The sequence below is a fragment of the Streptomyces sp. ALI-76-A genome (genome assembly GCF_030287445.1).
Classification (GTDB): domain Bacteria; phylum Actinomycetota; class Actinomycetes; order Streptomycetales; family Streptomycetaceae; genus Streptomyces.
Map to the genome: position 1 here is coordinate 868,032 of NZ_JASVWB010000004.1, position 20,521 is coordinate 888,552.

General features: G+C 71.0%; 18 protein-coding genes and 3 pseudogenes. 7 read left to right on the forward strand and 14 right to left on the reverse strand.

What is annotated here, in order from left to right:
- Positions 1–220 precede the first annotated feature (220 nt).
- From QQS16_RS39910 to QQS16_RS39960, 11 genes and pseudogenes are all read right to left on the reverse strand, one after another.
- Positions 221–718: pseudogene (locus QQS16_RS39910) on the reverse strand (restriction endonuclease); the annotation flags it as partial.
- A 232-nt stretch (positions 719–950) separates the two neighbouring features.
- Complete coding sequence (locus tag QQS16_RS39915) at positions 951–1,364, reverse strand: hypothetical protein (protein WP_286067535.1); 414 nt, start codon at positions 1,362–1,364, stop codon at positions 951–953.
- A 306-nt stretch (positions 1,365–1,670) separates the two neighbouring features.
- Positions 1,671–2,753: an IS630 family transposase gene (locus QQS16_RS39920; protein WP_286067536.1), complete on the reverse strand. Its 1,083-nt coding sequence runs from the start codon at positions 2,751–2,753 to the stop codon at positions 1,671–1,673.
- Positions 2,754–2,838: 85 nt separating this feature from the next.
- A protein-coding gene (locus QQS16_RS39925) for an IS5 family transposase (RefSeq protein WP_502963968.1) occupies positions 2,839–3,670 on the reverse strand; the annotation gives its coding sequence in 2 pieces (ribosomal slippage) (positions 2,839–3,301 and positions 3,300–3,670; 834 coding nt in all).
- A gap of 434 nt (positions 3,671–4,104) precedes the next feature.
- A complete protein-coding gene (locus tag QQS16_RS39930) occupies positions 4,105–5,460 on the reverse strand; it encodes a patatin-like phospholipase family protein (protein WP_286067537.1) in 1,356 nt (451 codons plus the stop codon).
- A 14-nt stretch (positions 5,461–5,474) separates the two neighbouring features.
- Complete coding sequence (locus tag QQS16_RS39935) at positions 5,475–5,936, reverse strand: hypothetical protein (protein ID WP_286067539.1); 462 nt, start codon at positions 5,934–5,936, stop codon at positions 5,475–5,477.
- Positions 5,933–6,415, reverse strand: a complete 483-nt coding sequence (locus tag QQS16_RS39940) for an anthrone oxygenase family protein (protein WP_286067540.1) — start codon at positions 6,413–6,415, stop codon at positions 5,933–5,935. Before QQS16_RS39940 ends, QQS16_RS39935 begins: the two co-directional genes overlap by 4 nt.
- Entirely contained in the window at positions 6,412–7,341 is a 930-nt protein-coding gene (locus QQS16_RS39945; protein ID WP_286067541.1) for an acetoacetate decarboxylase family protein, read from the reverse strand. The genes QQS16_RS39940 and QQS16_RS39945 overlap by 4 nt, the downstream gene beginning before the upstream one ends.
- Positions 7,338–8,468: an alpha/beta fold hydrolase gene (locus QQS16_RS39950; protein WP_286067542.1), complete on the reverse strand. Its 1,131-nt coding sequence runs from the start codon at positions 8,466–8,468 to the stop codon at positions 7,338–7,340. The genes QQS16_RS39945 and QQS16_RS39950 overlap by 4 nt, the downstream gene beginning before the upstream one ends.
- A complete protein-coding gene (locus QQS16_RS39955) occupies positions 8,356–10,278 on the reverse strand; it encodes a metallophosphoesterase (RefSeq protein WP_286067543.1) in 1,923 nt (640 codons plus the stop codon). The genes QQS16_RS39950 and QQS16_RS39955 overlap by 113 nt, the downstream gene beginning before the upstream one ends.
- The gene (locus QQS16_RS39960; protein WP_286067544.1) at positions 10,275–12,863 is read right to left on the reverse strand and encodes a GMC oxidoreductase; all 2,589 of its coding nucleotides are present in this window, start codon (positions 12,861–12,863) and stop codon (positions 10,275–10,277) included. The genes QQS16_RS39955 and QQS16_RS39960 overlap by 4 nt, the downstream gene beginning before the upstream one ends.
- Positions 12,864–13,390: 527 nt before the next feature.
- Here QQS16_RS39960 and QQS16_RS39965 point away from each other — a divergent pair.
- Together QQS16_RS39965 and QQS16_RS39970 are read left to right on the forward strand one after the other, a co-directional pair.
- Positions 13,391–13,528 (forward strand): hypothetical protein, encoded by a 138-nt coding sequence (locus QQS16_RS39965; RefSeq protein ID WP_286067545.1) that lies wholly within the window; start codon positions 13,391–13,393, stop codon positions 13,526–13,528.
- Between the two features lie 83 nt (positions 13,529–13,611).
- Complete coding sequence (locus QQS16_RS39970) at positions 13,612–13,911, forward strand: hypothetical protein (protein WP_286067546.1); 300 nt, start codon at positions 13,612–13,614, stop codon at positions 13,909–13,911.
- Positions 13,912–14,268: 357 nt separating this feature from the next.
- Here QQS16_RS39970 and QQS16_RS39975 read toward each other — a convergent pair whose 3' ends face one another.
- The gene (locus tag QQS16_RS39975; RefSeq protein ID WP_286067547.1) at positions 14,269–14,424 is read right to left on the reverse strand and encodes an ATP-dependent DNA ligase; all 156 of its coding nucleotides are present in this window, start codon (positions 14,422–14,424) and stop codon (positions 14,269–14,271) included.
- A gap of 378 nt (positions 14,425–14,802) precedes the next feature.
- Here QQS16_RS39975 and QQS16_RS39980 point away from each other — a divergent pair, with 378 nt between their 5' ends.
- Positions 14,803–15,867 carry a glycoside hydrolase family 5 protein gene (locus QQS16_RS39980; protein ID WP_286067548.1) on the forward strand — a complete coding sequence of 355 codons (1,065 nt, stop codon included), beginning with the start codon at positions 14,803–14,805 and terminating at the stop codon, positions 15,865–15,867.
- 382 nt (positions 15,868–16,249) lie between these two features.
- Here the strand turns inward: QQS16_RS39980 and pdxR are convergent, their stop codons facing one another.
- The gene (pdxR, locus tag QQS16_RS39985) at positions 16,250–17,677 is read right to left on the reverse strand and encodes a MocR-like pyridoxine biosynthesis transcription factor PdxR (RefSeq protein WP_286067549.1); all 1,428 of its coding nucleotides are present in this window, start codon (positions 17,675–17,677) and stop codon (positions 16,250–16,252) included.
- 107 nt (positions 17,678–17,784) lie between these two features.
- Here pdxR and QQS16_RS39990 point away from each other — a divergent pair.
- A pseudogene (locus QQS16_RS39990) lies at positions 17,785–17,967 on the forward strand (aldo/keto reductase); the annotation flags it as partial.
- 86 nt (positions 17,968–18,053) lie between these two features.
- On the opposite strand, the pseudogene QQS16_RS39995 reads toward QQS16_RS39990, so the two are convergent.
- A pseudogene (locus tag QQS16_RS39995) lies at positions 18,054–18,218 on the reverse strand (NF041680 family putative transposase); the annotation flags it as partial.
- A 62-nt stretch (positions 18,219–18,280) separates the two neighbouring features.
- Here QQS16_RS39995 and QQS16_RS44120 point away from each other — a divergent pair.
- From QQS16_RS44120 to QQS16_RS40005, 3 genes are all read left to right on the forward strand, one after another.
- Positions 18,281–18,550 (forward strand): hypothetical protein, encoded by a 270-nt coding sequence (locus tag QQS16_RS44120; protein WP_502963969.1) that lies wholly within the window; start codon positions 18,281–18,283, stop codon positions 18,548–18,550.
- A 26-nt stretch (positions 18,551–18,576) separates the two neighbouring features.
- The gene (locus tag QQS16_RS44125) at positions 18,577–18,858 is read left to right on the forward strand and encodes a hypothetical protein (RefSeq protein WP_502963993.1); all 282 of its coding nucleotides are present in this window, start codon (positions 18,577–18,579) and stop codon (positions 18,856–18,858) included.
- A 274-nt stretch (positions 18,859–19,132) separates the two neighbouring features.
- Positions 19,133–20,485, forward strand: coding sequence for an FG-GAP-like repeat-containing protein (locus QQS16_RS40005; RefSeq protein WP_286067550.1), 1,353 nt, complete (start codon positions 19,133–19,135; stop codon positions 20,483–20,485).
- The last annotated feature ends 36 nt before the right edge of the window (positions 20,486–20,521 follow it).

Consider the following 20,521-nt stretch of genomic DNA (forward strand, 5'->3'; position numbering starts at 1 on the left):
AGGTTGGCGGAGGCTCACTGAAGAGCAGTCGCCGGTCGCTGACTCACCCGGTCGTACGGTCGCGGAGCGGGCGGCTGCCGAGCCGCTCGCCCCGGTCGTGGAGGCGGACATGTCCCAGGCACTACCGGCGGGCCGGCGCGCACTGGGCACCGGGGGTGCCAGCTCCCGGAACCACCCTTAGCGTCAGGGCTGTTGAGAAAAGCACGCTTGCCTCTTCAGCTCAGGGGGTTGGCCGTCGGGGAGGCGGGACTGCCCGCAGGAGCTCCCGCAGTGGGCGTGAGCCGGATGCCCATACGGCCAGCGTCTGGCGGTCCACCACGTGCAGTCGCTGCTGTGCGGCAAAGGCGACGGCCGGTGCGGTCACCCGCCCGTTCGTCACGATGACGGCGATGTCCGCGCCGTGGACCTGCCGGGCCGTGCCGTTGAGGACCTGCAGATCCGGCGTACCCACCGCCGTACCGCGGCCGCCGTTGCGGCGGTGCTTGCACTGGATCACCCAGCGCCGCCCGAGCGGGTCGGTGGCCCTCACGTCCGCCCCCAGATCACCACGGCCAGCGACGCGCTGGGCGTCCTGACAGCCGTCCCGGTACCTCAAGTCCCGTACCGCGTCCTCGAACCGGGAATAGTGCAGGGCATCCAGCTGCGACAGCCCACAGCGCAGGGCCTGCGCGCGCACCGCCTCCCACCGCGCCTGCTGCTGCCGGTGGGAGAACCAGCCGATGGTCGACCGGATCACGCTGCCGCGGGCCGGGCGGACCCGGGTGTGGTTCCCTACCCCCTACGGGGTGCGAGTCGCGGGTGAGTGGCCGGAGCTGCGGGGCCGGCGGCCACAGAAAACGGCATCCGACCCGACCGCCGTACGGCTACGGGCCGCTGCGGGCCAGCAGATTCCGCCCGCACCCACACCATCGAGCGACGACAGAAGCGATCAAAGACTCATGAACCGATCTCTAAGAGGGCGATTCGCTCCGGCCAGGCGTCTCAAGACGGTTGAAGCCGGCGAGGCGGGGCGAGATGGCGAAGGGGAAGGATTCACCGTCGGGGGTCTTGAGGGCCGCCACGATGTCGTGGTCCGGTGCACCGAATATCTCGAAGTGCTGCACGGTGCAGTGCTCCATGACCTCGCGGATGTACGGATCCGACAGCCGCCAGTGAGCGCGGATGGCATCGGAGTCGCGGTAGAGCTGGAAGCTGTGCGCCAGCATCCGCTCCTCGTCGATGAAGACCTCCACCATGAGCTGGGGGCCGTGCTCTTGAGCGAATGCCACCGCCTGAGCGATGGCGTGCCGGAAGCCATCGAGGTGGCCGTCGGTGATGCGCATGGTGTTGCGGAAGAGAATGGTGCTGCTGTTTGTGGTCTTCATACTCCGAGTGTTGTACCTAAACCACGGTTGAGGTCAAAGGTGCAGCTCAGACGGGGATGTCGGCGACGGTGCCGAGGTTGTCGATGAAGCCCTGGCAGGCCCCTTCGCGCTCTTCTCCGGCGTGGAGAACCGAACAGCACGTCTCACCCAAGCCCAATGATGAACCGGACATCAACTCGCAAACCGCCCTCTCGAAACCATCAGAGAGCCCCTTTGTCAAACGGATCTCATGGTCGGATTCTCCAGCGTGGCTTCGATCGATCCCGAGTGCCCTGGGGGAGAGCTTTGCAGAACTTCAGGCGCTGGCTAGTGTCCTGAGTCGGGAATTCTGTTCAGATATCCGGCGAGGCGTTCAAGGATCTCGTCCGCGGTCTTCGTCCAGACGAAGGGTTTCGGGTCTTCGTTCCAGGTCTTGATCCAGGTGCGGATGTCCTTCTCCAGGGCCTGGACGTTCTTGTGGACGCCTCGCCGTATCTGCTTGTCGGTGAGCAGGCCGAACCACCGCTCGACCTGGTTGAGCCAGGAGGAGCTGGTGGGGGTGAAGTGCACGTGGAAGCGGGGATGCGCGGCCAGCCATCGCTGAATGGCGGGGGTCTTGTGCGTCGAGGCGTTGTCGCAGATCAGGTGCACGTCCAGCCCGTCGGGCACCTCCTTGTCGATCCGGGTCAGGAACTTCTTGAACTCCACGGCGCGATGCCGGCGGTGGATCTGGCCGATCACCTCGCCGGTGGCGGTGTTCAGCGCGGCGAACAGAGTGGTGACGCCGCCGCGCACGTAGTCATGGGTGCGGCGCTCGGGCATGCCCGGCATCATCGGCAGCACAGGCGCCGACCGGTCCAGAGCCTGGATCTGCGTCTTTTCGTCGACACAGAGCACCAGCGCATGCTCGGGCGGAGCGAGATACAGCCCGACCACGTCACGAACCTTCTCGATGAACTGCGGATCCCTGGACAGCTTGAAGGTGTCCACCAGGTGTGGCTTGAGGCCGAAGGTTCGCCAGATCCGCGCGATGGCCGACTGAGACAGCCCCACCTCCTTGGCCATGGACCGCGTCGACCAGTGCGTGGCGTCCTTCGGCGTGGTCTCCAGCGTCTTGACGACCACTTCCTCGACCTGGCCGTCGGTGATCTTCCGCGGTCCACCCGGACGCGGTTCGTCAGTCAGGCCCTCCAGCCGGTCCCGGACGAACCGGGCCCGCCACCGGCTCACCGTGTGTGCCTCGACGCCCAGCCGGCCCGCAACATCCTTGTTCGAGGCGCCGGTTGCGCTCTCCAGCACAATCCGGCACCGCAGAGCCAGCGCCTGCGACGACGTCCGCCGTCTCGCCCAACGCGTCAGCGTCTCGCGCTCGTCATCGGTCAGTACCAGCTCGGCCTTCGGCCGTCCCATCCTCGCCACCCGGCCATCATGCCGAAGCAACAGAGACTTACGCAGCGAATTCCCGACTCAGGACACTAGGGAGTGTCTTCAAATGTCACGCCCACATCAGGAGCGATGCGAGGGTGACGGCTGCTTGGTAGGACTCGGCGGTCTTGTCGTAGCGGGTTGCGATGCCTCGCCACTGCTTCAAGCGGTTGAAGCAGCGTTCGACCACGTTGCGTCGCTTGTAGAGCTGTTTGTCGAAGGCCGGCGGGCGTCCGCCCCGGCTGCCGCGTCGGAGCCGGTTGCGGATCTGGTCGGCCCGCTCGGGGATGGTGTGGCTGATGCCGTGCTGTCGCAGCCAGGTGCGGATGGCCCGGGAGCTGTAGCCCTTGTCGCCCAGGACATGGGCAGGCCGTACGCGGGGCCGTCCCGGACCGATGCGGGGCACCCGTATCGCCTCCATCACGGCGGTGAACTGGGTGCAGTCGTTGGTGTTCCCGCCCGTGACCGTGAAGGCGAGCGGGCGGCCGAAGGCATCGCAGGCGAGATGAATCTTGCTGGTCAGACCGCCTCGGAGCGTCCGAGGCCGGGACAGCGGGCCCCCCTTTTCGGGCCCCGGCGGCGTGCTGGTGAGCACGGACGATGGTGGAGTCGACCGACACGAGCCAGTCGATGTCCCCGGCCGCGTCCGCCCTGGCCTGGGCGGCCCGGAGCATGCGCTCGAACGTGCCGTCCAGAGCCCACCGGCGAAAGCGGGTGTACAGCGTGGCCCACGGGCCGTACCGCTCCGGCACGTCCCGCCAGGCCGTTCCGGTGCGGAACTTCCACACGATCCCGTTGAGCACCTTGCGGTCGTCCAGCCGCTTCCGGCCTCGCAGTGACACCGGCAGCAGTGGCCGGACGAACTCCCACTCGGCATCGGACAGTTCATGGCGACGTATCACCCGACCATGATCCACTACTAAAGATCATTTGAAGACACCGCCTAGTGCTGTGACCGCGTAGGTCCGCCGGGTTGGGTCAGGTTGCGACCACCGCCTGATCGACGGCCGAGTCACTGCTCAAGGCAGTGACCCGGAACGTCAGCCCCTCCGGGCTGCTCAATCGCACAACACGACGACCGGTGTTCTCGGACCAGGTGACCGCGGCTTGGCCGTGATCGTGCGTGCGGGCGACGACGCGGTCGCGGTGGCGATCCCTTGCGAGACCCGAGATCCGAGGCCCGTCGGCAACGGGGCACGGCACGGACCTCGCCGAACTGAGGCTGTTCTGGGAGCGGATGGGGAAGCGGGCGCTGAACAGTCATCGCGGAAGATGACCGGGCCTTCTCGCAACTTACCGGGACTGCCCTTCCCGGAGGGGCCGTACGGCGTCGTCCTCAGCGGCCTCGGGGCCTGCCCGGCGCGCCCGTCACCGTTCTGCGCAGTGGGGTGCCGGCCAGTTCGGTGACGGTGTCGGCGCGGTCGCGGATGCCGTGCGTGCCGAAGGGGGTCACGGAGGCCAGTGCGTGTGCCGCGTCGCGCAGGCCCAGTTCGAGTGTGACGTCCTTGCCGTCGGCGATCCGGAATGGCACGGGCCCGGTCCGGGTCCACAGGGCCGGTACCGCCGCGTCGGCCGGTGCGCGGCGGACCCGGACCTCGTGCCACCGACCCGCCAGGCGCACCCGGGCCGTGTAGGTGAGCGCGCTGCCGTCCGCCTCCGCGCGACCGTCGGCCAGCAGCACCCGGCCGCCCCACGGGTCGTGGTCGATGTGTCCGACCAGCCGGGCTCCGGGTGACGGGGCGTCGTCGTCGGGCAGCGGCAGGTCGACGGCGGCCTCCAGCACGAGGTCGGCGCCGTCGAGTTCGCCGTGCAGGCGCTCCCGGTACCGCATGCCGCGCGGGGGAACCCGCATCGCCGTACAGCCGGAGTCCTTCGGCACGCCCTCCGGGTCGGCGCCGTCGAGGTAGTGCCAGGCGTCGCGGTAGCCCATCTCCATCAGGGTGTCGGCGGTGACGTGTCCTGCGAAGAACTCGGGGTCAAGTGGCAGCGGGTACTCCGGTTTGACCACGTGCAGCGTGAACGGCCGGGACGCGGTGGCCAGTTCGGCGAACAGCGCCCCGTTCGCGGACATCTCGATCATGTGGACGTACTGTTCCAGCGGTCCGTCGCCCCAGTACGGCGTGTTTCCGATGCACCAGGCCAGCCAGACCTCGTCGGCGCCGCGGCGCAGGGCCTCCCCCACATTGGCGTCCTGGACCCATACGGCGTCGGTCCAGATGTGCTCGTCGCGATGCAGCGGTGGCATGAACAGCGGCAGCGACATGCCCGCGGCCAGCAGTTCCGCGTCGACCTCGGTGTGCGGTACGGCGACGCAGGTCTTGGTGGCGAAGTCGACCAGGTTGAAGGTGCCGGGCAGCGGCGAGGAGCGGATGGCGTCCGGGTCGACGCCGAGCGCGGGGAAGACGCGGTGGATCAGCCCGTCCGCGTCGCCGAGGGCGGACAGTGCCCAGGGTCCGCGCAGGTAGTCCGACAGCGGCAGCGGCGAGTTGAAGTCACGGACGCGCAGGTCGGACCAGCGCCGGCCCATTTCCGCCGGGTCCTGGCCGGACAGCAGCATGCCGGTGGTGAGGATCCCGCCGGAGGTGCCGTCGACGTGGTCGAACTCCGTGCCGTACTCGTCGAGTGCCCGGACCACGCCGGTCTGCCAGGCCACCCGCATCCCGCCGCCCGCCAGGACCAACGACCGTTTCATCGCCGATCACCGCCTCACCGGATCCCGGGCCCTGCCGTATCGGCGTCCGCGGCGACGAGGGACTCCGCCGGGCGGGGCGGCCGACGCCACAGCAGCCAGCACAGCCCCGCCGTGGCCAGGTCGAACAGTGCCACGAGCAGTGCCAGGCCGGTGAACAGGCCCCGCGCCACCCCTGCCGTCACCAGGGCGAACGCGCCGAACTTCTGTAGCCCCACCCACAGCAGCGGGAAGGAGGGCGCCCCCGGGGACAGCAGCTGCTGGGTGAGCAGCCCGCCGATGACGATCATGAACATTCCGACGGTCGCGAAGAGATGCCGGCTCAGGGACGCGGAGCCGACCGCGTCAGTGGAGAGCAGCTCCAGCACGGGGCTGGGGGCCACCAGCTGGCACACCCCGGTCACCATCGTCACCGCGGCGATGGCCAGGAGGACCAGTCGGAGCGGGTCGCCGGTCACCCGGGCCGGGAGCGGGGTCATGAGAGGGCATCCCACAGATCCCCCTTGGCCGCGATGTACCAGACGATCGCCGCCCAGGTCACCGTGGCGAAGACGAACCGGATGTCGTTGAGCCGCATCCAGCGCACCAGCAACTGGGTGAGCCCGGCCTGGCCGTCGAACCGGCCGCCCTGGATCCGTTTGTTGACCGGGACGACGATCCCCTGCCCGAACCACGTGATCAGCGCGATACCGACCAGGCAGACGGCCGCCAGCACGACGTACCAGCTGCCCCACTCGCTCCACACCAGCACGATGCCGGAGATCAACATCAGCGGTACGACGACCGTGAAGAACCGGGTCGCCAGCGCCGTGGGCACGCCGAAGTGCACGTCGACGTTGTCCGGGGTCAGCGCACGCCAGGTGGGATACAGGAACAAACGCAGCACCCACATGGTGCCCATGTACATCGTGGCGCCGAAGAGGAAGTACAGCGCGTTCACCAGCAGCAAGGTGTTCATGGCCGGGCTCCCACGTCGATCCGCGGTGGTGCTGGCCACTCCTCCGACAGGCCCAGGCCGACGACGCTCTGGAGTGGTTCGCCGAACGTGCGCCCGGCCTCCTCACTGGTGAGGAACCAGCATTCGAAGTGGTCGTCGAGGATGCCCCGGGTCGATGGCAGGAAGCAGGTGAACAGCGGCTGTTCGGCGATCCCGAGGCCGTGCAGCGCGGCGGCTGCGGGGGCGTCGCCGAGGACGAGACGGGCGCGGGCCCGCCTGCCCAGGGCGATGTCGGCGGCGCCTTCGAAGTAGATGGACGACTTCATCAGCATCCCCCGGAAAGCGCAGTAGTTGACCGCGGCCACCCGCAGCGGTAGCCGCGTCTCGGGCGGGCGCTCGACCTCGATGAGCATGCCCAGCCGGCCGTCGTCCTCGTACTGGCTCGAGACGGCCCGGTCGCTCACCTGGAAGTCGAGGCTGGCCCGGTGTTTCGGCATGCCCCAGATGCCCTTGCCGCCCTTGACCGAGATCTCGCTGCTCACCGGAAGGTCCACGACGTACTGGCCGGTGCCGAAGCTGCCGCGCAGCAGCCCGGGCAGCAGGGGCGGGGCGGGCCGGGAGCCGTGGGTGCAGGCGATGGCCACGGAGAACTCGATGTAGCGGCCGATGTCGGTGCGGGCGTAGTCGACGACGGTGACGACGAGCAGACCGCGGCCGCCGGGGATCGCCAGCGGGTGCAGCTCACCGCCGGGCAGCAGCCGGGCAGCCGCCCCGCGGTCGACAGGGAACGCGGCCATCAGCGCGGGCGTGTCGGTGGAATCCACCGGCAGCACGAACGGGATGCCGTCGACGAGAGCGTGCCGTCCGGCAAGTCGTCGCTGCCGGCGCGGCACCGGTGACGGTGTCGCGGACAGGACCAGCCGGGCCAGGTCCAGTGCGGGATTCATCGCGCCAGCTCCTCCAGGATCAGCGGATAGGTGTCGGCCGCCGCGCGTCGGCCCAGGAAGACGTCCAGGTGGCCGTAGCCGGGCAGGAGGTGCAGGCTGTCGCGGCCGGGGCGGTGACGGTGCAGGAAGTCGAAGGTGCGGCGCTGGCTCTCGGCGAGGAAGCAGCGGTTGTCCTCGCCGGCGAACAGCGCGAAGCGGGCGTCGGTCTGCGGTGCCCGGTCGGTGAAGGACAGCGGCAGGCCCTCGACCTCGCCGGTGGCCACGAGATGGCCGGCCCGCACACAGGCGTCCATCTGCGCGAAGAAAGTCATGGGGACGTCGGCGAACTCCCCGCGGATCCAGTCGTGGGTGGCCTCGTCGAGGTTCGCGTGGGACCACAGGGCCGGCCGTCCGGAGCCGTAGGTGAAACTGACCATGCGGCAGACGCCGTTGCGACACTCCCGGTGGGTGGCGCGGACGAAACCGGCGACGCAGCGGGCGGCGAAGCCCTCGGGCCGGTCGCCCCAGGCCGGTGAGAGGTGCGGCAGGACGCGGCCGACGACCGGTGCCACCTTGCTGATCTTGAACCGGGACACGGCGGGCACGACGGGATGCAGCGAGACGGCGTTGCTGACCACGGTGTCGACCTGGGGCAGCAGCCCGGCCGCGGCGGCCATCACGAACGACGTCGAGCCCTGGCAGTGCACGACCGCCTTGAGCCGGTCCGCGCCGGTGGCGGCGAGGACGTGCTCGACGGCGGCCGGATGGTCGTGGGCGGCGGCCTGGTCGAGGGTCCAGGGCATCGGGTCCAGGTCGATGGAGGCCCGCCAGTTGAGCAGCCACACGTCCCAGCCGACGTCGATGAGGGCGTCGACGAAGGTCCTGGGCAGCGGCGGCCGGAAGAGTTCGGCCCGTACGCCCGCGCCGTGCACGACCAGCACCGGCCCACGGGTCGGCGGATGCCGGCCCTGCACATGGACGACGGTCAGCGGGCGGCCGTCGCGGGCGGTGAGGGGCCGCACCTCGGTGATGTGGTCACGGCGGGTCGTGGGGCGCGTGGGCGTGCGCCGGACGGAGCCGGAGCCGGTCCCGGTCCGGGGGCCGCTGCTGCCGTGGCCGCGCGGGTTCGGTTCGGGGCGTGCGGTCATGGCCTTTCGCCTCCCGGGCGATCACGACGGGGTCCTCGATCAGCCGTACGGTGAGGGGCTCGGCGGGCACCGCGCGTTTCCGGCCGCCCGGTGCGTCGGCCAGGTTCCACCGGCGGCAGATCCCGTCGAGTACCAGGGCGTGCAGGGTGAGGTCGCCGTTCGGCGCGATGTGCAGACGCAGGAAGCCCTTGTGGTCCTCGACGGCCTGACCGGACATCTGCCAGTCGGCGACGGCGCCGCCGCGTGCCGACAGCACCCACAGGGCGAAGGCCTGCGAGCCGGCCACCGCGCCCAGCACCGCGGCGACCGCGAGACAGACGAGCAGCACCCCCCAGCCGGGCCAGTGCGCGGGGAACGGCAGCGCGACGGTGACGGCGAGAGCCCCCAGCGCCACCACGGCCTGAAGAAGTACGGCATCGGCGACCCGGGGTCTGGCCGGGCGCGGGCGCCAGGTCCGGCGCAGGAGACCCCACAGCACCACCAGGACACCGCCGGTCACCGCGGTGAACCGGCCCAGGTCCGCGGCGCTCCCGTGCCGTACGGCGTCGACGGGCTGGAGCTGGTCCCGCGCCACCGCGAACAGGAAGCCGAGGACGACGAAGGCGGCGGTGTGCACGGCCGCGGTGAGCCGGCAGAAGCCGGGGTTGCGCCGGGGCAGCCAGTACGGGGACCACGGCGCCGTGATCCGGCGGGCGAGCCGACGGGACTCCCGGACCTCGGGGTACGTGCTCTCGTCGGCGCGCGTGAAGGTCACCGCGGGGTCGTCCTTCTCCCGCATCTGGGTCGCCGCCGGTGGCAGCGACAGGCTGCGGGGCAAGGTGTGGGTCGACGCCAGGTAGGCGCCGCCGAGACCGCACGTCACCATCTGCCGGCGCCGGGGATCCGGGGGGAGGTCTTGGCGCTCGGGCGGATCCGCGGGCAGGCGCTCGGCGTAGCGGGCGTAGTGGTGTTTGTCGCCGGTCAGCCACAGCCGGATCGACGCGCCGGTGGGCACCGGCTCGCCGGTGCGCGGGTCGGTGCGGGTGCGGACCACGGCGCGGTCGAACCAGTGCAGCGTGTCGAAGGCGCCGGCGTCGTCGGCACACGTGACCCAGGTGGGTTCGGCGCAGCAGACGATCACTCCGTCGCCCGGTCGCAGACGGGCCGACAGGTGGTTCTGGAAGTAGCGCAGCTGGGGGTCGTCCAGGTACGCGCCGAGCTGGCTGTCGAGGCCGACCAGCCACCACTTGCATGGCAGTCGTACGGCGAAGTAGCTGCGGGTCTGCCGGGTCTGCCAGCCGCCGACGGGCTGGCGCAGGGCGAAGGTGCGCAGGAACGCGGTGAGGCCGTCGTACCAGTCGTGGTTGCCCGGCAACGCCAGCATCAGCGGTGGAGCGCCCTCGGTGGCCGGCAGGGCCGAGGCGTAGGGGCCGGTCATGCTGTCGCGGTAGAGCTTCATCGAGGCCACCGGGTAGGTCTCGTCCCCGCCGAGCACGAGCAACGAGCCGCGCGGCAGCCGCTCACGGCGGACGGTGAGGCCGGGGGCGGCGAGGGACCGGGCCACCGACGCGGTGGCGTCGAATCCGTCACCGAGGTCGGCGACGTAGTCGATCCACATCTCGCGCGCGTTCGGGTCGTCGAGCGGGGCCCGCAGGGGCTCGGCCCTGAGCGTGCCCTGGATCTCCCGCTTGTCCGCGTACGCGGCGAACACGTCGGCCAGTGCGACCTTGACGCCGGTCCGTACGAGGGAGGCCGGGTCCAGCCAGCGCACCGGCTCGCACGGGGTGAAGCCGAGCTCCTTGGCGTGGGCGCGCAGGTGCTTGAGGTTCACGGCCTGTCCTTCGCGGGTACGGCGCGTGCCAGGCGTCCGCCGTAGACGGCCCACAGTTCGCCCAGGAACAGCTTGCCGAAGAGCTCCATCGCCCGCGCCGGGTGTGGGCCGGTGGTGCGGAAGGTGGTCAGCTGCTGGAGGAAGTCACCGATCCGGATGATGACGATCCCGGCGCCGATGACGGGCGCGGTGGCGTCGTCGTCGGGGTGGGTGTGCCCGGCGAGCAGGCGGACGTAGAGGGTGGAGGTGTCGGGCCAGACGTCGGCGCCGGGGTCGTCGTGGACGTCCTTGTGCCCGGTGAGGGTGAGCGGGGTGCCCTCCTGCGTGCGCAGGTGGAGCCGGTACAGCATGCGCCGTCGGCCCGCGTCGCCGTCCTGGGTGAAGAGGTTGAACCAGCCGTGCTCCACCTCCAGCCGCCCGCCGAGGACGTCGCAGTCGACGTGGCCGGCGGCGTCCGCCGCGTGCGCCGGCTCGGCGACGAAGCGGTCCACGTCGGCAGCGGTGATGGTGAGGCGGAAGCTCAGCCGCTGCCCGAGCGAGCGTCCGAGCGCGCGGCCCTCCTCGGGGTCGTCGACGTCGAGGGCGACATGGCCCTTCATCTCCTCGGTGAAGCTGAGGCTGGTCGGTGGCTCGACGGGCGGGGTGTGGGCGGTGTCCGCCGGGGCTCCGGTGAACCCGAACGGGGTACCGGTGGAGCCCGCCGGGGTGCCGGAGCGGCCGCGTCCAGGGTGGGTGCCCGGCGTCGCGGGGGCCGACGGGGCGGCTTCGGCCGGTGTGCGCGGCGCGGTCCCGCCGACCGCCGGCCCCTCGTCTGCCGTACGTCCCGCCGTGGCCCGGCCGGCCGCGTGCGGCGCCCGACCGGCCGTACGCGACGCCGGTTTCCCTTCCAGGATCCGGTCGCAGGCCCGGTCCGCGACGGCGGCGATCGTCAGGGAGGGGTTCGCGCCCACCGCGCCCGGCAGCAGCGCCCCGTCCAGCACATGCAGGCCCGGGAACCCGAAGACCTCGCCGATGTCGTCGCACACGCCCTCCCCGGGATGACGGCCCATGGGGGCGCCGCCGAGCGGGTGCACGGTGATCACGCGGTTGCCCCACCACCACAGCGGGTTGTCGAGGAAGTCGCCGCCCAGCGCCCCCGCGATGTCCCGCATGGTCGAGCGGACCCGCTCGAAGTACGCGCGTGAGGTGAGCGTCGTCCAGTCGACGTCGAGGTGGCCGCGGCGCAGCCGCATCCGGCCGTCCGGCACGTCCCGCCCCATGCCCAGCAGGGGCAGGGAGGTCGAGGAGAACACGGCGGGTCCGAGCAGCAGCGCCAGCTGCCCGCCGACGCGGCTCGCCGGATCCACCCCGAGCCGGGCCAGCAGCCGGTGCAGTCCGAACCCGAGAAGGCGGCGGGCGCCGCCCGGCAGTCGGGAGGACTCGGCGAGCCACGCCATGAAGTCCGGGTAGCCGGCGTCCTCGATGTAGAAGCCGCGCCCCGACGAGCCGTCCTCGTCGAGTGTGTCGCCGCCGCGCACGGCGCTCGTGATGACAGGTCCCCTGCTGGCGTCCAGCCTCAAGGGACGGCTCCCGTCGGCGCCCGCCATGGCGCGCAGCACCAGCCCGAGCAGGTCACCGTTGCCGCAGAACCGGGTGCCCAGCGCGCTGCTGAGGCCGGGCAGTGCCGCCCGGTTGCGCAGCAGCAGATAGGTCGAGCCGAAGGTGCCGGCCGCCAGCACCAGGCGACGGCAGCCGATGCGGTGCAGGGGCAGCCGGTCGGTGGCCGTACGGCGGCCTTCCCGGGCCGGGTCGTGCACGACGTACGAGACGTCGTAGCCGCCGCCGGGACGGGGCGTGAAACCTCGTACCTCGCAGCGGGTGCGGATGTCGGCGCCGTGGTGCCGGGCGGCCGACAGGTAGGTGTGGTCGAGGGTGTTCTTGGCGCCGTAGTTGCAGCCGACGTCGCACTCGCCGCACAGCCGGCAGGTGCTGCGGGGCAGGCCGTGCAGATTGCCGTAGTCCGGGTCGGTGATCTGCGCGCCCGGCACGGGCGGCGCACCGGGCCGGGGCGCGAAGGAGACGGCGAGGGGCGGCCGGAACACCGGCAGGTCGAGCCGGCGGGCCGCCTGGTGCAGGGCGAGTGTCTTCGGGGTGTTCTGGTACGGGTAGGTCGTGGCGCCGAGCATGCACTCCACCCGGTCGTAGTGCGGGTCGAGGTCGGCGCGTCCGACCGGCCAGTTCTCGTAACCGCCGCCGGGCAGCGGCGACTCGTTCACGAACCACCGTTCGTCCTTGCGTAGCAGGACGTTGGCATAGATGAGGGATCCGCCGCCCAGGCCGCTGGAGACGACGCCTTCCAGACCGCGGAAGGACCAGATGTCGAACAGTCCGTGCAGGCCGTTGCTCGGGTCCCAGAAGTTGCGGGCCATGTCGGCGGGGCTGCGGGGGAAGCCGCCCGGCGGGTACGGCTTGCCCCGCTCCAGCACCACCACCGACCGGCCGGCTTCGGCGAGGCGGTACGCGGTGACCGCCCCGCCGAAGCCCGAGCCGACGACCACGGTGTCGACGAGGGCTGTGTCCTGGCTGTCGTGCGACGCGTCGGCCATGGGTGCTCCCTGCCCCGGCCCCCCACAACGTGCTCAGGCTCCCCACAACATACTCACACCGGGAGCAGACGCCAGCAAACGGAAAATTCTTACCGTATTGGTTTCAACTTCCTGTACCGATTCCCCACTTCGGGTGTTGGTCACGTCTGGTCCAGCTCCTCCAGCGGCACCCGGTGGAACACGATCGTCTCGTACGTCCCCGTCACCCGTCTCGTACAGGATCCCGACCGTGTGCCGGCCGATCCCCACCACATTCACGACGGCCGCCCGTACGTCGCCCGCGACCTCTCCGCTGTTTCTTCCTGAACCCCGACACCCGTTCTCGGTCCGGGACTTCGACCGGCGGTGCATTGGCCCCCTGGAGGTGGGCCGACAGCGTGATGCGGCACCCGGCGAACAGGTGGGCTGCGTACGGGGCCAGCGATCCCGCCCCTCATCACTCGCAACGGATCACACAGGACCGCCCTCCAGCGGCGACTGTGCCAGCCCTCCTTCCACCCAGCCGGTTCCCCGCCTACGCGTCCATCATGACCGCCAAGGCCCGAGCCATCGCAGACAGCTGGCATCTGCGCCAAGTCCTCGACGGTCTACCCGAAATGACCGCGCTGACCTGCCGCACCGCGATCGGGACGATGTTCTCCACCGCGCTGCCCGAGGCACGCTGAGCACGGGGTGCCCGGCCTCCACCCCGGCCGGGCACGCTGCCGTCCAGGGCCGGTTGTCGGTGGCGGCTGGAACGCTGGACCGCATGAACAGCGACGATGAGCGACTGCTGCGCGGCCGCGGGTACGGCCACGATTACGACGCCCCCGACCCGGGACCGCTGCCGTGGCAGACCTGCGCCGCGCTGATAGGCGGGCCGCTGGACGGACTGCTGCTCGACATCACGGGATGGCGGCCGGAGGAAGTCGACGACGGCGCCGCCCTGTCCGCCGAGCTCGGGCAGTTCCCCGTCGGCCGCGCCCTGTTGGACCCGCACCCCGGCGAGCCGCGCACGGCCGGCCCGGGTGTGATGTGCCGCTTCTGTTACTCCGGCGACAGCCCGTGACCGCCGCTGCGGGCTCGCCGGGCGGGCTTGCCGGCGGCACGCTGGGAGGCATGAGCAGCGCGCCGATCGTCGTGCACCCGCCCTCTCGCACGCCCGGCCGGCTAGTCACCGCGCACTCCCAGGGCCGGACGAGATCCTCGGCACCGCCTACAGCGATCACGATCTGGTGGTGTTCTCGAGGGCGCGGGCATCGAGGATCCCGACAGCTTCCCGGACGACGACCGGTGGATCGAGTGGCGCGGTGGCCGCGCACAACAGTGGAGTGCTGTCCGAGGTCTTCCGCACCGACTTGCGGCCGCATGCGGGGCGTGGTCGGCCTGGCGGGCACAGCCCAACCATGAGCCCGACCATGGCAGGTCAGCGCCCGGTTGGCCGACCGATGAACAGTTCGACGTCGCCGGGGGAGAGGTCCAGGCGTGTTCGGTGGCAGCGCGCGGCGTGGCGCCAACGGCCGGTGGCGTCCCGTGCGACGTCGACGCCAGCCTCCACCAGCTCGGGCCGCACGAGGGTCACGGCCAAGGTCTCCTTGTGCCCCACCCGGCGGAGAACCCCCAGCCCCTCCACGGATGTTCACGGCCGGCCGGGGCGAGCAGGCCGGCAAAGCCAAGCCCCGCCACGGATCCACGGCCATCATCACGTGTGCGCATCAGTTCCACTACTGCCGCCTGGCTTTGTTCACGAGAACCGGCTCTGGTCCTGGTTTATGGATAGCTCAGCAGTGGCTCAAGGAATCTGATCTGGTGTCTTGCGTGGTGGACATGTCCGTGACGGGTTCCCGCCCCACGGAATCTGGTTCTGATGTTGTCTGCCCTGGCGCAGAGCCCGGCTGTCGCGCTGTGTGAGGCAGTGGGGGTGCGGGGCCCCGGATTTAAGGAGGCCCGCAGGCGCACAGTGCTCGACCACTCCAACGACACCGCCCGGCAGCAAGTCGGCCCCGGTCCTCGTGACGCTGGCGAAGGCCGTGTGACGACCCGGCGGATACACTGCTCCCACAACCGTGAGGCTGCCCGGATCGGAGGCCGCATGCCGAGCTCGTCCTCGTCCGTGACGCTTGGCTCGGGGATCAACCTGGGCAACGCCCTGGACGCCGCCGACGGTGACGAGCACGCGCTTCGGCTGCAGTGGCGGTATTTCGACGAGATCAAGGCCGCCGGGTTCGACACGGTCCGGTTGCCGGTGGCGTGGTCGGCGCACGCCGAACAGACCGCTCCATACACTGTCGAACAGGACTTCTTCCAACGTGTCGACCGGGCGGTAGACCAGGCACTGGCACGGGATCTGAACGTCGTGCTCAACGTGCACCACTATCACGAGCTCAACCACGCGCCCGACGCGCAGACGGAGCGGTTTCTGGCGTTGTGGCGGCAGATCGCCCCGCGCTACGGCGATCGTCCAGATCGTCTCCACTTCGAGTTGCTCAACGAGCCCCGCGCCGCCATGACCGCGCAGCGGTGGAACGCCCTGCTGCGCCACGCCCTGGCCGCCGTACGGGAATCGAGCCCAGAACGCACCGTGCTCATCGGGCCGGCGGAGATGAACGACATCAGCGCTCTTTCGAAGCTCGAACTGCCCGATGACGACCATTTGGTGGCCACGGTGCACTACTACGCCCCGTTCGAGTTCACCCACCAGGGCGCGCCCTGGGTCAAGAACTCAGACCCGTGGCTCGGCACGACCTGGGGTGGCGAAGCCGACCGGAAGACCGTGAGCGAGGACCTTGCCGTGGCCGCGGCCTGGACGGAGGCTCACGCGGTCCCGCTGTTCATCGGCGAGTTCGGCGCATACGAGCGGGCGGACATGGACTCCCGTGTCCGCTGGACCGCCTGGGTACGGGAGGAAGCCGAGCGTCTGAGGATCGGCTGGGCGTATTGGGAGTTCGGCACCGACTTCGGTGCGTACGCCCGCGAGACCGATACCTGGCGAGAGCCCCTGCGGCAAGCCTTGATCCCCGAGTAGCGATCACGGCCCAAGACGGCCCCGGTGGTCGCACGCAAGATCCAGCCGACAGCGCCCTGGCTTCGCTGTGCCGACGCGTCGGTGACGAGGGTGTGCAGGCCGGCGCGGATTCGGTCGGTGTTCATGTGTTGCCCGCCACGGAGGTAGTCGATGACGTCGGCGCGCATGGCGGTGAACACCGCGTGAGCCAGGTATCAGGCATCGGCCGCCGGATGTGCGCCGTGCAGGCGTCGGGTCGTGACGGGCCAGGTTGATCGGGCCGGCCTCGGCGTGTCCTGTTCCTGCGGAGGCCAGGACGTGAGTCACGTCGCGGTGATGAGGTACTGGGATGCCACGCGGGTGCGGAACGGACTGCGTTGCCGCCAGGTCCGAATGCCAACGACTACCGGGGTGGTCCGCTGTCGTGCGCGCTCTGATCGGCCACCGACGCGGCGAGCATGACCACCGCGTCGTCGACCGCGCCGTCGGCGAGGTTGCCGTAACCCAGGACGAGGCAGTCGGCCGGTTCCCGGTGGTCCACTCGGTAGGTCCCCAGGTCGACCAGCCGAAGCCCGCGGGCGGCCGCGGCCGTGACGACGTCGGCCGCGTCGACGCCATGCCCGAGGTGGGCCACCATGTGCAGACCGGCGGCCGACCCGGTGACCCGGCACGTCGGCAGCCGGGTGCGCAGCGCGTCGAGCAGGGCGGCCCGCCGGGCCCGGTAGCGCTGTCGCACCGACCGTAGGTGCCGGTCATAGCCACCGGTCCGGACCAGGCGGGCGAACGCCAGTTGGTCCAGCACCGGCGGACCGGACCGGAAGGTGCCGCTCGCCTGTAGCACCCGGCGCCATCGTGGCGGCGCGACCACCCAACCGATGCCGAGGGCCGGTGACAGCGTCTTGCTGACCGAACCGAGCAGCACCACTCGCTGCGGGCACATCCCCTGGACCGCGCCCAGCGGGCGGTGGTCGTAGCGGAATTCGGCGTCGTAGTCGTCCTCCAGCACCACCCCGTCGATCCGCCGCACCCACTCCACGAGCGCGGCGCGCCGCTCCGCGCTGAGCGTGACGCCGGTCGGAAACTGGTGGGCCGGCGTGGTGAGCACCACCCGGACCGTCGGATCGCGATCCAACTCGGCCACCCGCAGGCCCTGCTCGTCCACCGGGACCGGCACGACGGTCAGCCCGGCCTCGCGGGCCACGTGGTGCAGCCGCGTCCAACCAGGATCCTCGACGGCCACGCGGGTGATCCCCTCCGCCCGCAAGGCCCGGAACAGGCGGGCGGCGCCGTCGGTGACGCCCGTGGAGACCACGATGTCGTCGGTGTCCACCACGACGCCCCGGGAGCGGTGCAGGTGGTCGGTCAGGACCCGGCGAAGCTCGGGGTGCCCGCCCGGCGGGGGGAAACCCAGGTCGGGCAACGGCGCCCGGCGTGCCTGGTCGCGGACCGCCTCGCCCCACCGGGCGCGCGGGAAGGCCCGCAGGTCCGGCAGGCCCGGGGTCAGATCGAACCGGGTCTGTGGTGCTGGCGGTCGGTCGGCGTCCGACGGCGTGGGCACTGTGTCGGGAGTCCAGCGCACCCTGGTGGCCGACCCGACCCGCGCGTCCAGGTACCCCTCAGCGACCAGCTGCGTGTACGCCTGCGTGACGACCCAGCGGGAACAGCCCAGGTCGGCGGCCAGAGTGCGGCTCGGAGGCAGCGCACTGCCCGCGGGCAGCCGCCCAGAGCGGACCGCCATCCGCAGCGCGCGGGTCAGCCGCTCGTGCTTCGCGCCCGTCCCTGGGAGGTCGAGCAGCACGCTCCACGCGAGATTGGTTCGGGATTCCTCCATGTGAGTGGATCGTAATACCGAGCCGATCGCCGTTAGCGTCATCCGCGATCACACAGGAGGTTCACGTGGAACAGCGGATCTTGTCCGACGGCGGGTCGGGGCTCGGCGTGAGTGCGCTGTGCCTGGGCACCATGCACTTCGGCACGACGGTCGACGAACGGCGGGCGTTCGCCATCCTCGACCGGTTCACCGACCTCGGCGGCACGTTCATCGACACCGCCAACACCTACGCGTTCTGGGTGCCTGGGGGTACCGGTGCGGAGAGCGAGGAGCTGTTGGGCCGGTGGCTGGCGTCCCGGCGTATGGGCGGTCGGCGTTCGCCTGTTGAGTTCGGCGGGGCCTTGGTTCGCGTCTTGTGGTGTGCGGGGCGGCTGTATGCCTCGCCGGCGGCGAGGACGCGTCCCACGTCGTGCCGAGTGGCTGGGCGTCGGTTCGTCGAGCCGAGCGGTCGACCGGGGCCGGTCCGGGACCGTTTCGGTGCACCGGCCGGGGAGCCGGTCTTCACACGCAGGTCTCTGAACCCCCTGCGGACCCGGGCGGGCACGGCGAGTCCCCGCGATCGTCGAACGGAGCCGGGACACCCCGGCCCCCGCCCGTACCCTCGTGGGCGGCTACCCGGGAGAGACCACCGACCTCCGCGCCACGCTCCTCGACCGGCTGCCGCTCGCCGTCGGGCTCGTCCTCGGGTCGACGTACGTGATCCTCTTCCTGATGACCGGCAGCGTGCTGCTGCCCGCGAAGGCGACCGTGCTCGACCTGCTGAGCCTGTCCGTGATGTTCGGCTGCCTGGCGTGGGTCTTCCAGGACGGACACCTCTCCGGGCCCCGGCTTTCACCCCGACCGGCTCTATCGAGCCCAGCGTCCCGGTGCTGATGTTCTGCGTCGCGTACGGACTGTCGATGGACTACGAGGTCTTCGTGCTGGCCCACATCAAGGAGGAGCACGACCGCTTCGGCGACACCGAGCGCGCGGTCGGCGAGGGCGTCCGCCGCACCGCCCCCCTCATTGTCGCCCGTGCCGGGGGCGAGGTCGGCGAACTCCGCCGGATCGGCAGGCCGGTTACGCCACTTCCGGGTCGGTGCAGGCCGGGAACGCCGTGGTCACCAGTCGGTGCGATCCTTGGCCCTTGGAGAGACACCAAGTCATCAAGGAGAGTACGGCGTTGCACGCCACCGGCTTGAGGACATCGGCCCGGCTGAGGACTCGACGTACTTGGGGCTGAACAGCGGCTGAAGCCGGCTGCGCTCAGGGCGCGGAGGTGTCCGCGCCCGGGTCCACTCCGGTGACAACGGCAGGACGGCCGCGCCGACCGTTCGTCGATCACCGACCGGGTGGCTGTGCTGAGGGCTACAACCCTTGTGCGGGGTGAGGAGTCTTGGGGGTGAGGGTGCAGCCTGACCTGGGGGTCTCCGCGTGTTGTATATGAGTTCGTCCGCCCGTTGGGCCATTCCGTTGATGGCGGGTCTCCTCGCGTTGGGCACGGTCCCGGCGGGACTGGTGGACGGCGCGCAGGCCTTGACCCGGGTCCCTGTCCGGGACGACTTCAACGGTGACGGGTACGCCGACCTCGTCATCGGTGCCCCGGGGGCCACCGTCGGCGGGCAGAGCAAGGCGGGATACGTGGCGGTGACGTACGGCGGACCGCACGGGCTGTCCAGCAGCCGACGGACCGTCATCAGCCGCAGCGCCAACGGCATTCCGGGCAGCCCGGTCAAGGGTCAGGGCTTCGGCACTCAGGTCTCCAAGGGTGACCTGAACGGGGACGGGTACGCGGATCTGGTCGGGGTCGCGACCCGGACGGGTGACGCGGTGGCCGTGTGGGGCGGGCCGCGGGGCCTGTCCGGCGGTGGGGTGTCCCTCCCCGCCTCCCGCACGGTGACCGGCGACTTCGACGGCGACGGTCGCCTCGACCTCGTCCTGTTCCGCACCGGTGACTCGCCGGGTGACGACCCGCTCGGCACCACCGCCGTGGTGTGGACCGGACCGGTCGGCCGCACCGGCACGCCGGCCCGCGCGGGCGCCCTGGCTCCCGGCCGTCTCCCGTACCTCGACGTCAAGGACGGCACCACCGGGGACGTGAACGGAGACGGCCGCGACGAGCTCGCGCTCGGCGTCTACTGCGGGGACGGCAGCTACTGCACGGACTTCTACACCGGGTCCGCCGCGGGCCTGACACACCGACGCGACACCCTCCCCAACGGGGACGGCGGCGTCGCCCTGGGGGACTTCGACGGCGACGGCCACGACGACGTGGCTGTCGGCTCGGCCACCGACTCGACGGTCACCGTCGCCTACGGCTCGGCCTCCGGGGTGGGTCCCCGCGGCGCGTGGAAGTCGTACACCCAGAACACCCCGGGTGTGCCCGGGGCGAAGGAGGACAACGACCGCTTCGGCGCGGCTCTGTCCGCCGGCGACATCACCGGCGACGGCATCGACGACCTCGCGGTCGGCGTCCCCGGCAAGGAACTCGGCTACGACGACGGCGCGGGCACCGTCGTCACACTGCCCGGCAACCGTGCCGGGCTGACGGGTCGGGGCGCTCGGGTCTTCACCCAGGACACGGCCGGCGTCCCGGGCGCGTCCGAGCCGGGCGACGTCTTCGGCGCGCAGGTCGCACTCCTCGACATCAACGGCAACCGGTACGCCGACCTGGCCGCGGCGGCTCCGGGCGAGGACGCCGGGAACGGGGCGGTCTGGATACTGCGAGGCCGGCCGACGGGCATCGTGACCGATGCCGCCACCGCCATCGGCCCGAAAGCGATCGGCGCGCCCTACGCCAAGGCGGCGTTCGGCCGACAGCTGAGGTGACCGCGGCCGGATCACCGATCAGGTCCCCGCACGCCG

Coding starts and splice junctions, on each gene's coding strand:
- QQS16_RS39915 (WP_286067535.1), bottom strand. CDS start 1,364: ATGAAGACCACAAACAGCAGCACCATTCTCTTCCGCAACACCATGCGC.
- QQS16_RS39970 (WP_286067546.1), top strand. CDS start 13,612: ATGAACAGCGACGATGAGCGACTGCTGCGCGGCCGCGGGTACGGCCAC.
- QQS16_RS39940 (WP_286067540.1), bottom strand. CDS start 6,415: ATGAACACCTTGCTGCTGGTGAACGCGCTGTACTTCCTCTTCGGCGCC.
- QQS16_RS39935 (WP_286067539.1), bottom strand. CDS start 5,936: ATGACCCCGCTCCCGGCCCGGGTGACCGGCGACCCGCTCCGACTGGTC.
- QQS16_RS39930 (WP_286067537.1), bottom strand. CDS start 5,460: ATGAAACGGTCGTTGGTCCTGGCGGGCGGCGGGATGCGGGTGGCCTGG.
- QQS16_RS44125 (WP_502963993.1), top strand. CDS start 18,577: ATGGACTACGAGGTCTTCGTGCTGGCCCACATCAAGGAGGAGCACGAC.
- QQS16_RS39950 (WP_286067542.1), bottom strand. CDS start 8,468: ATGACCGCACGCCCCGAACCGAACCCGCGCGGCCACGGCAGCAGCGGC.
- QQS16_RS39960 (WP_286067544.1), bottom strand. CDS start 12,863: ATGGCCGACGCGTCGCACGACAGCCAGGACACAGCCCTCGTCGACACC.
- QQS16_RS40005 (WP_286067550.1), top strand. CDS start 19,133: ATGGCGGGTCTCCTCGCGTTGGGCACGGTCCCGGCGGGACTGGTGGAC.
- QQS16_RS39965 (WP_286067545.1), top strand. CDS start 13,391: ATGACCGCCAAGGCCCGAGCCATCGCAGACAGCTGGCATCTGCGCCAA.
- pdxR (WP_286067549.1), bottom strand. CDS start 17,677: ATGGAGGAATCCCGAACCAATCTCGCGTGGAGCGTGCTGCTCGACCTC.
- QQS16_RS39920 (WP_286067536.1), bottom strand. CDS start 2,753: ATGGGACGGCCGAAGGCCGAGCTGGTACTGACCGATGACGAGCGCGAG.
- QQS16_RS39945 (WP_286067541.1), bottom strand. CDS start 7,341: ATGAATCCCGCACTGGACCTGGCCCGGCTGGTCCTGTCCGCGACACCG.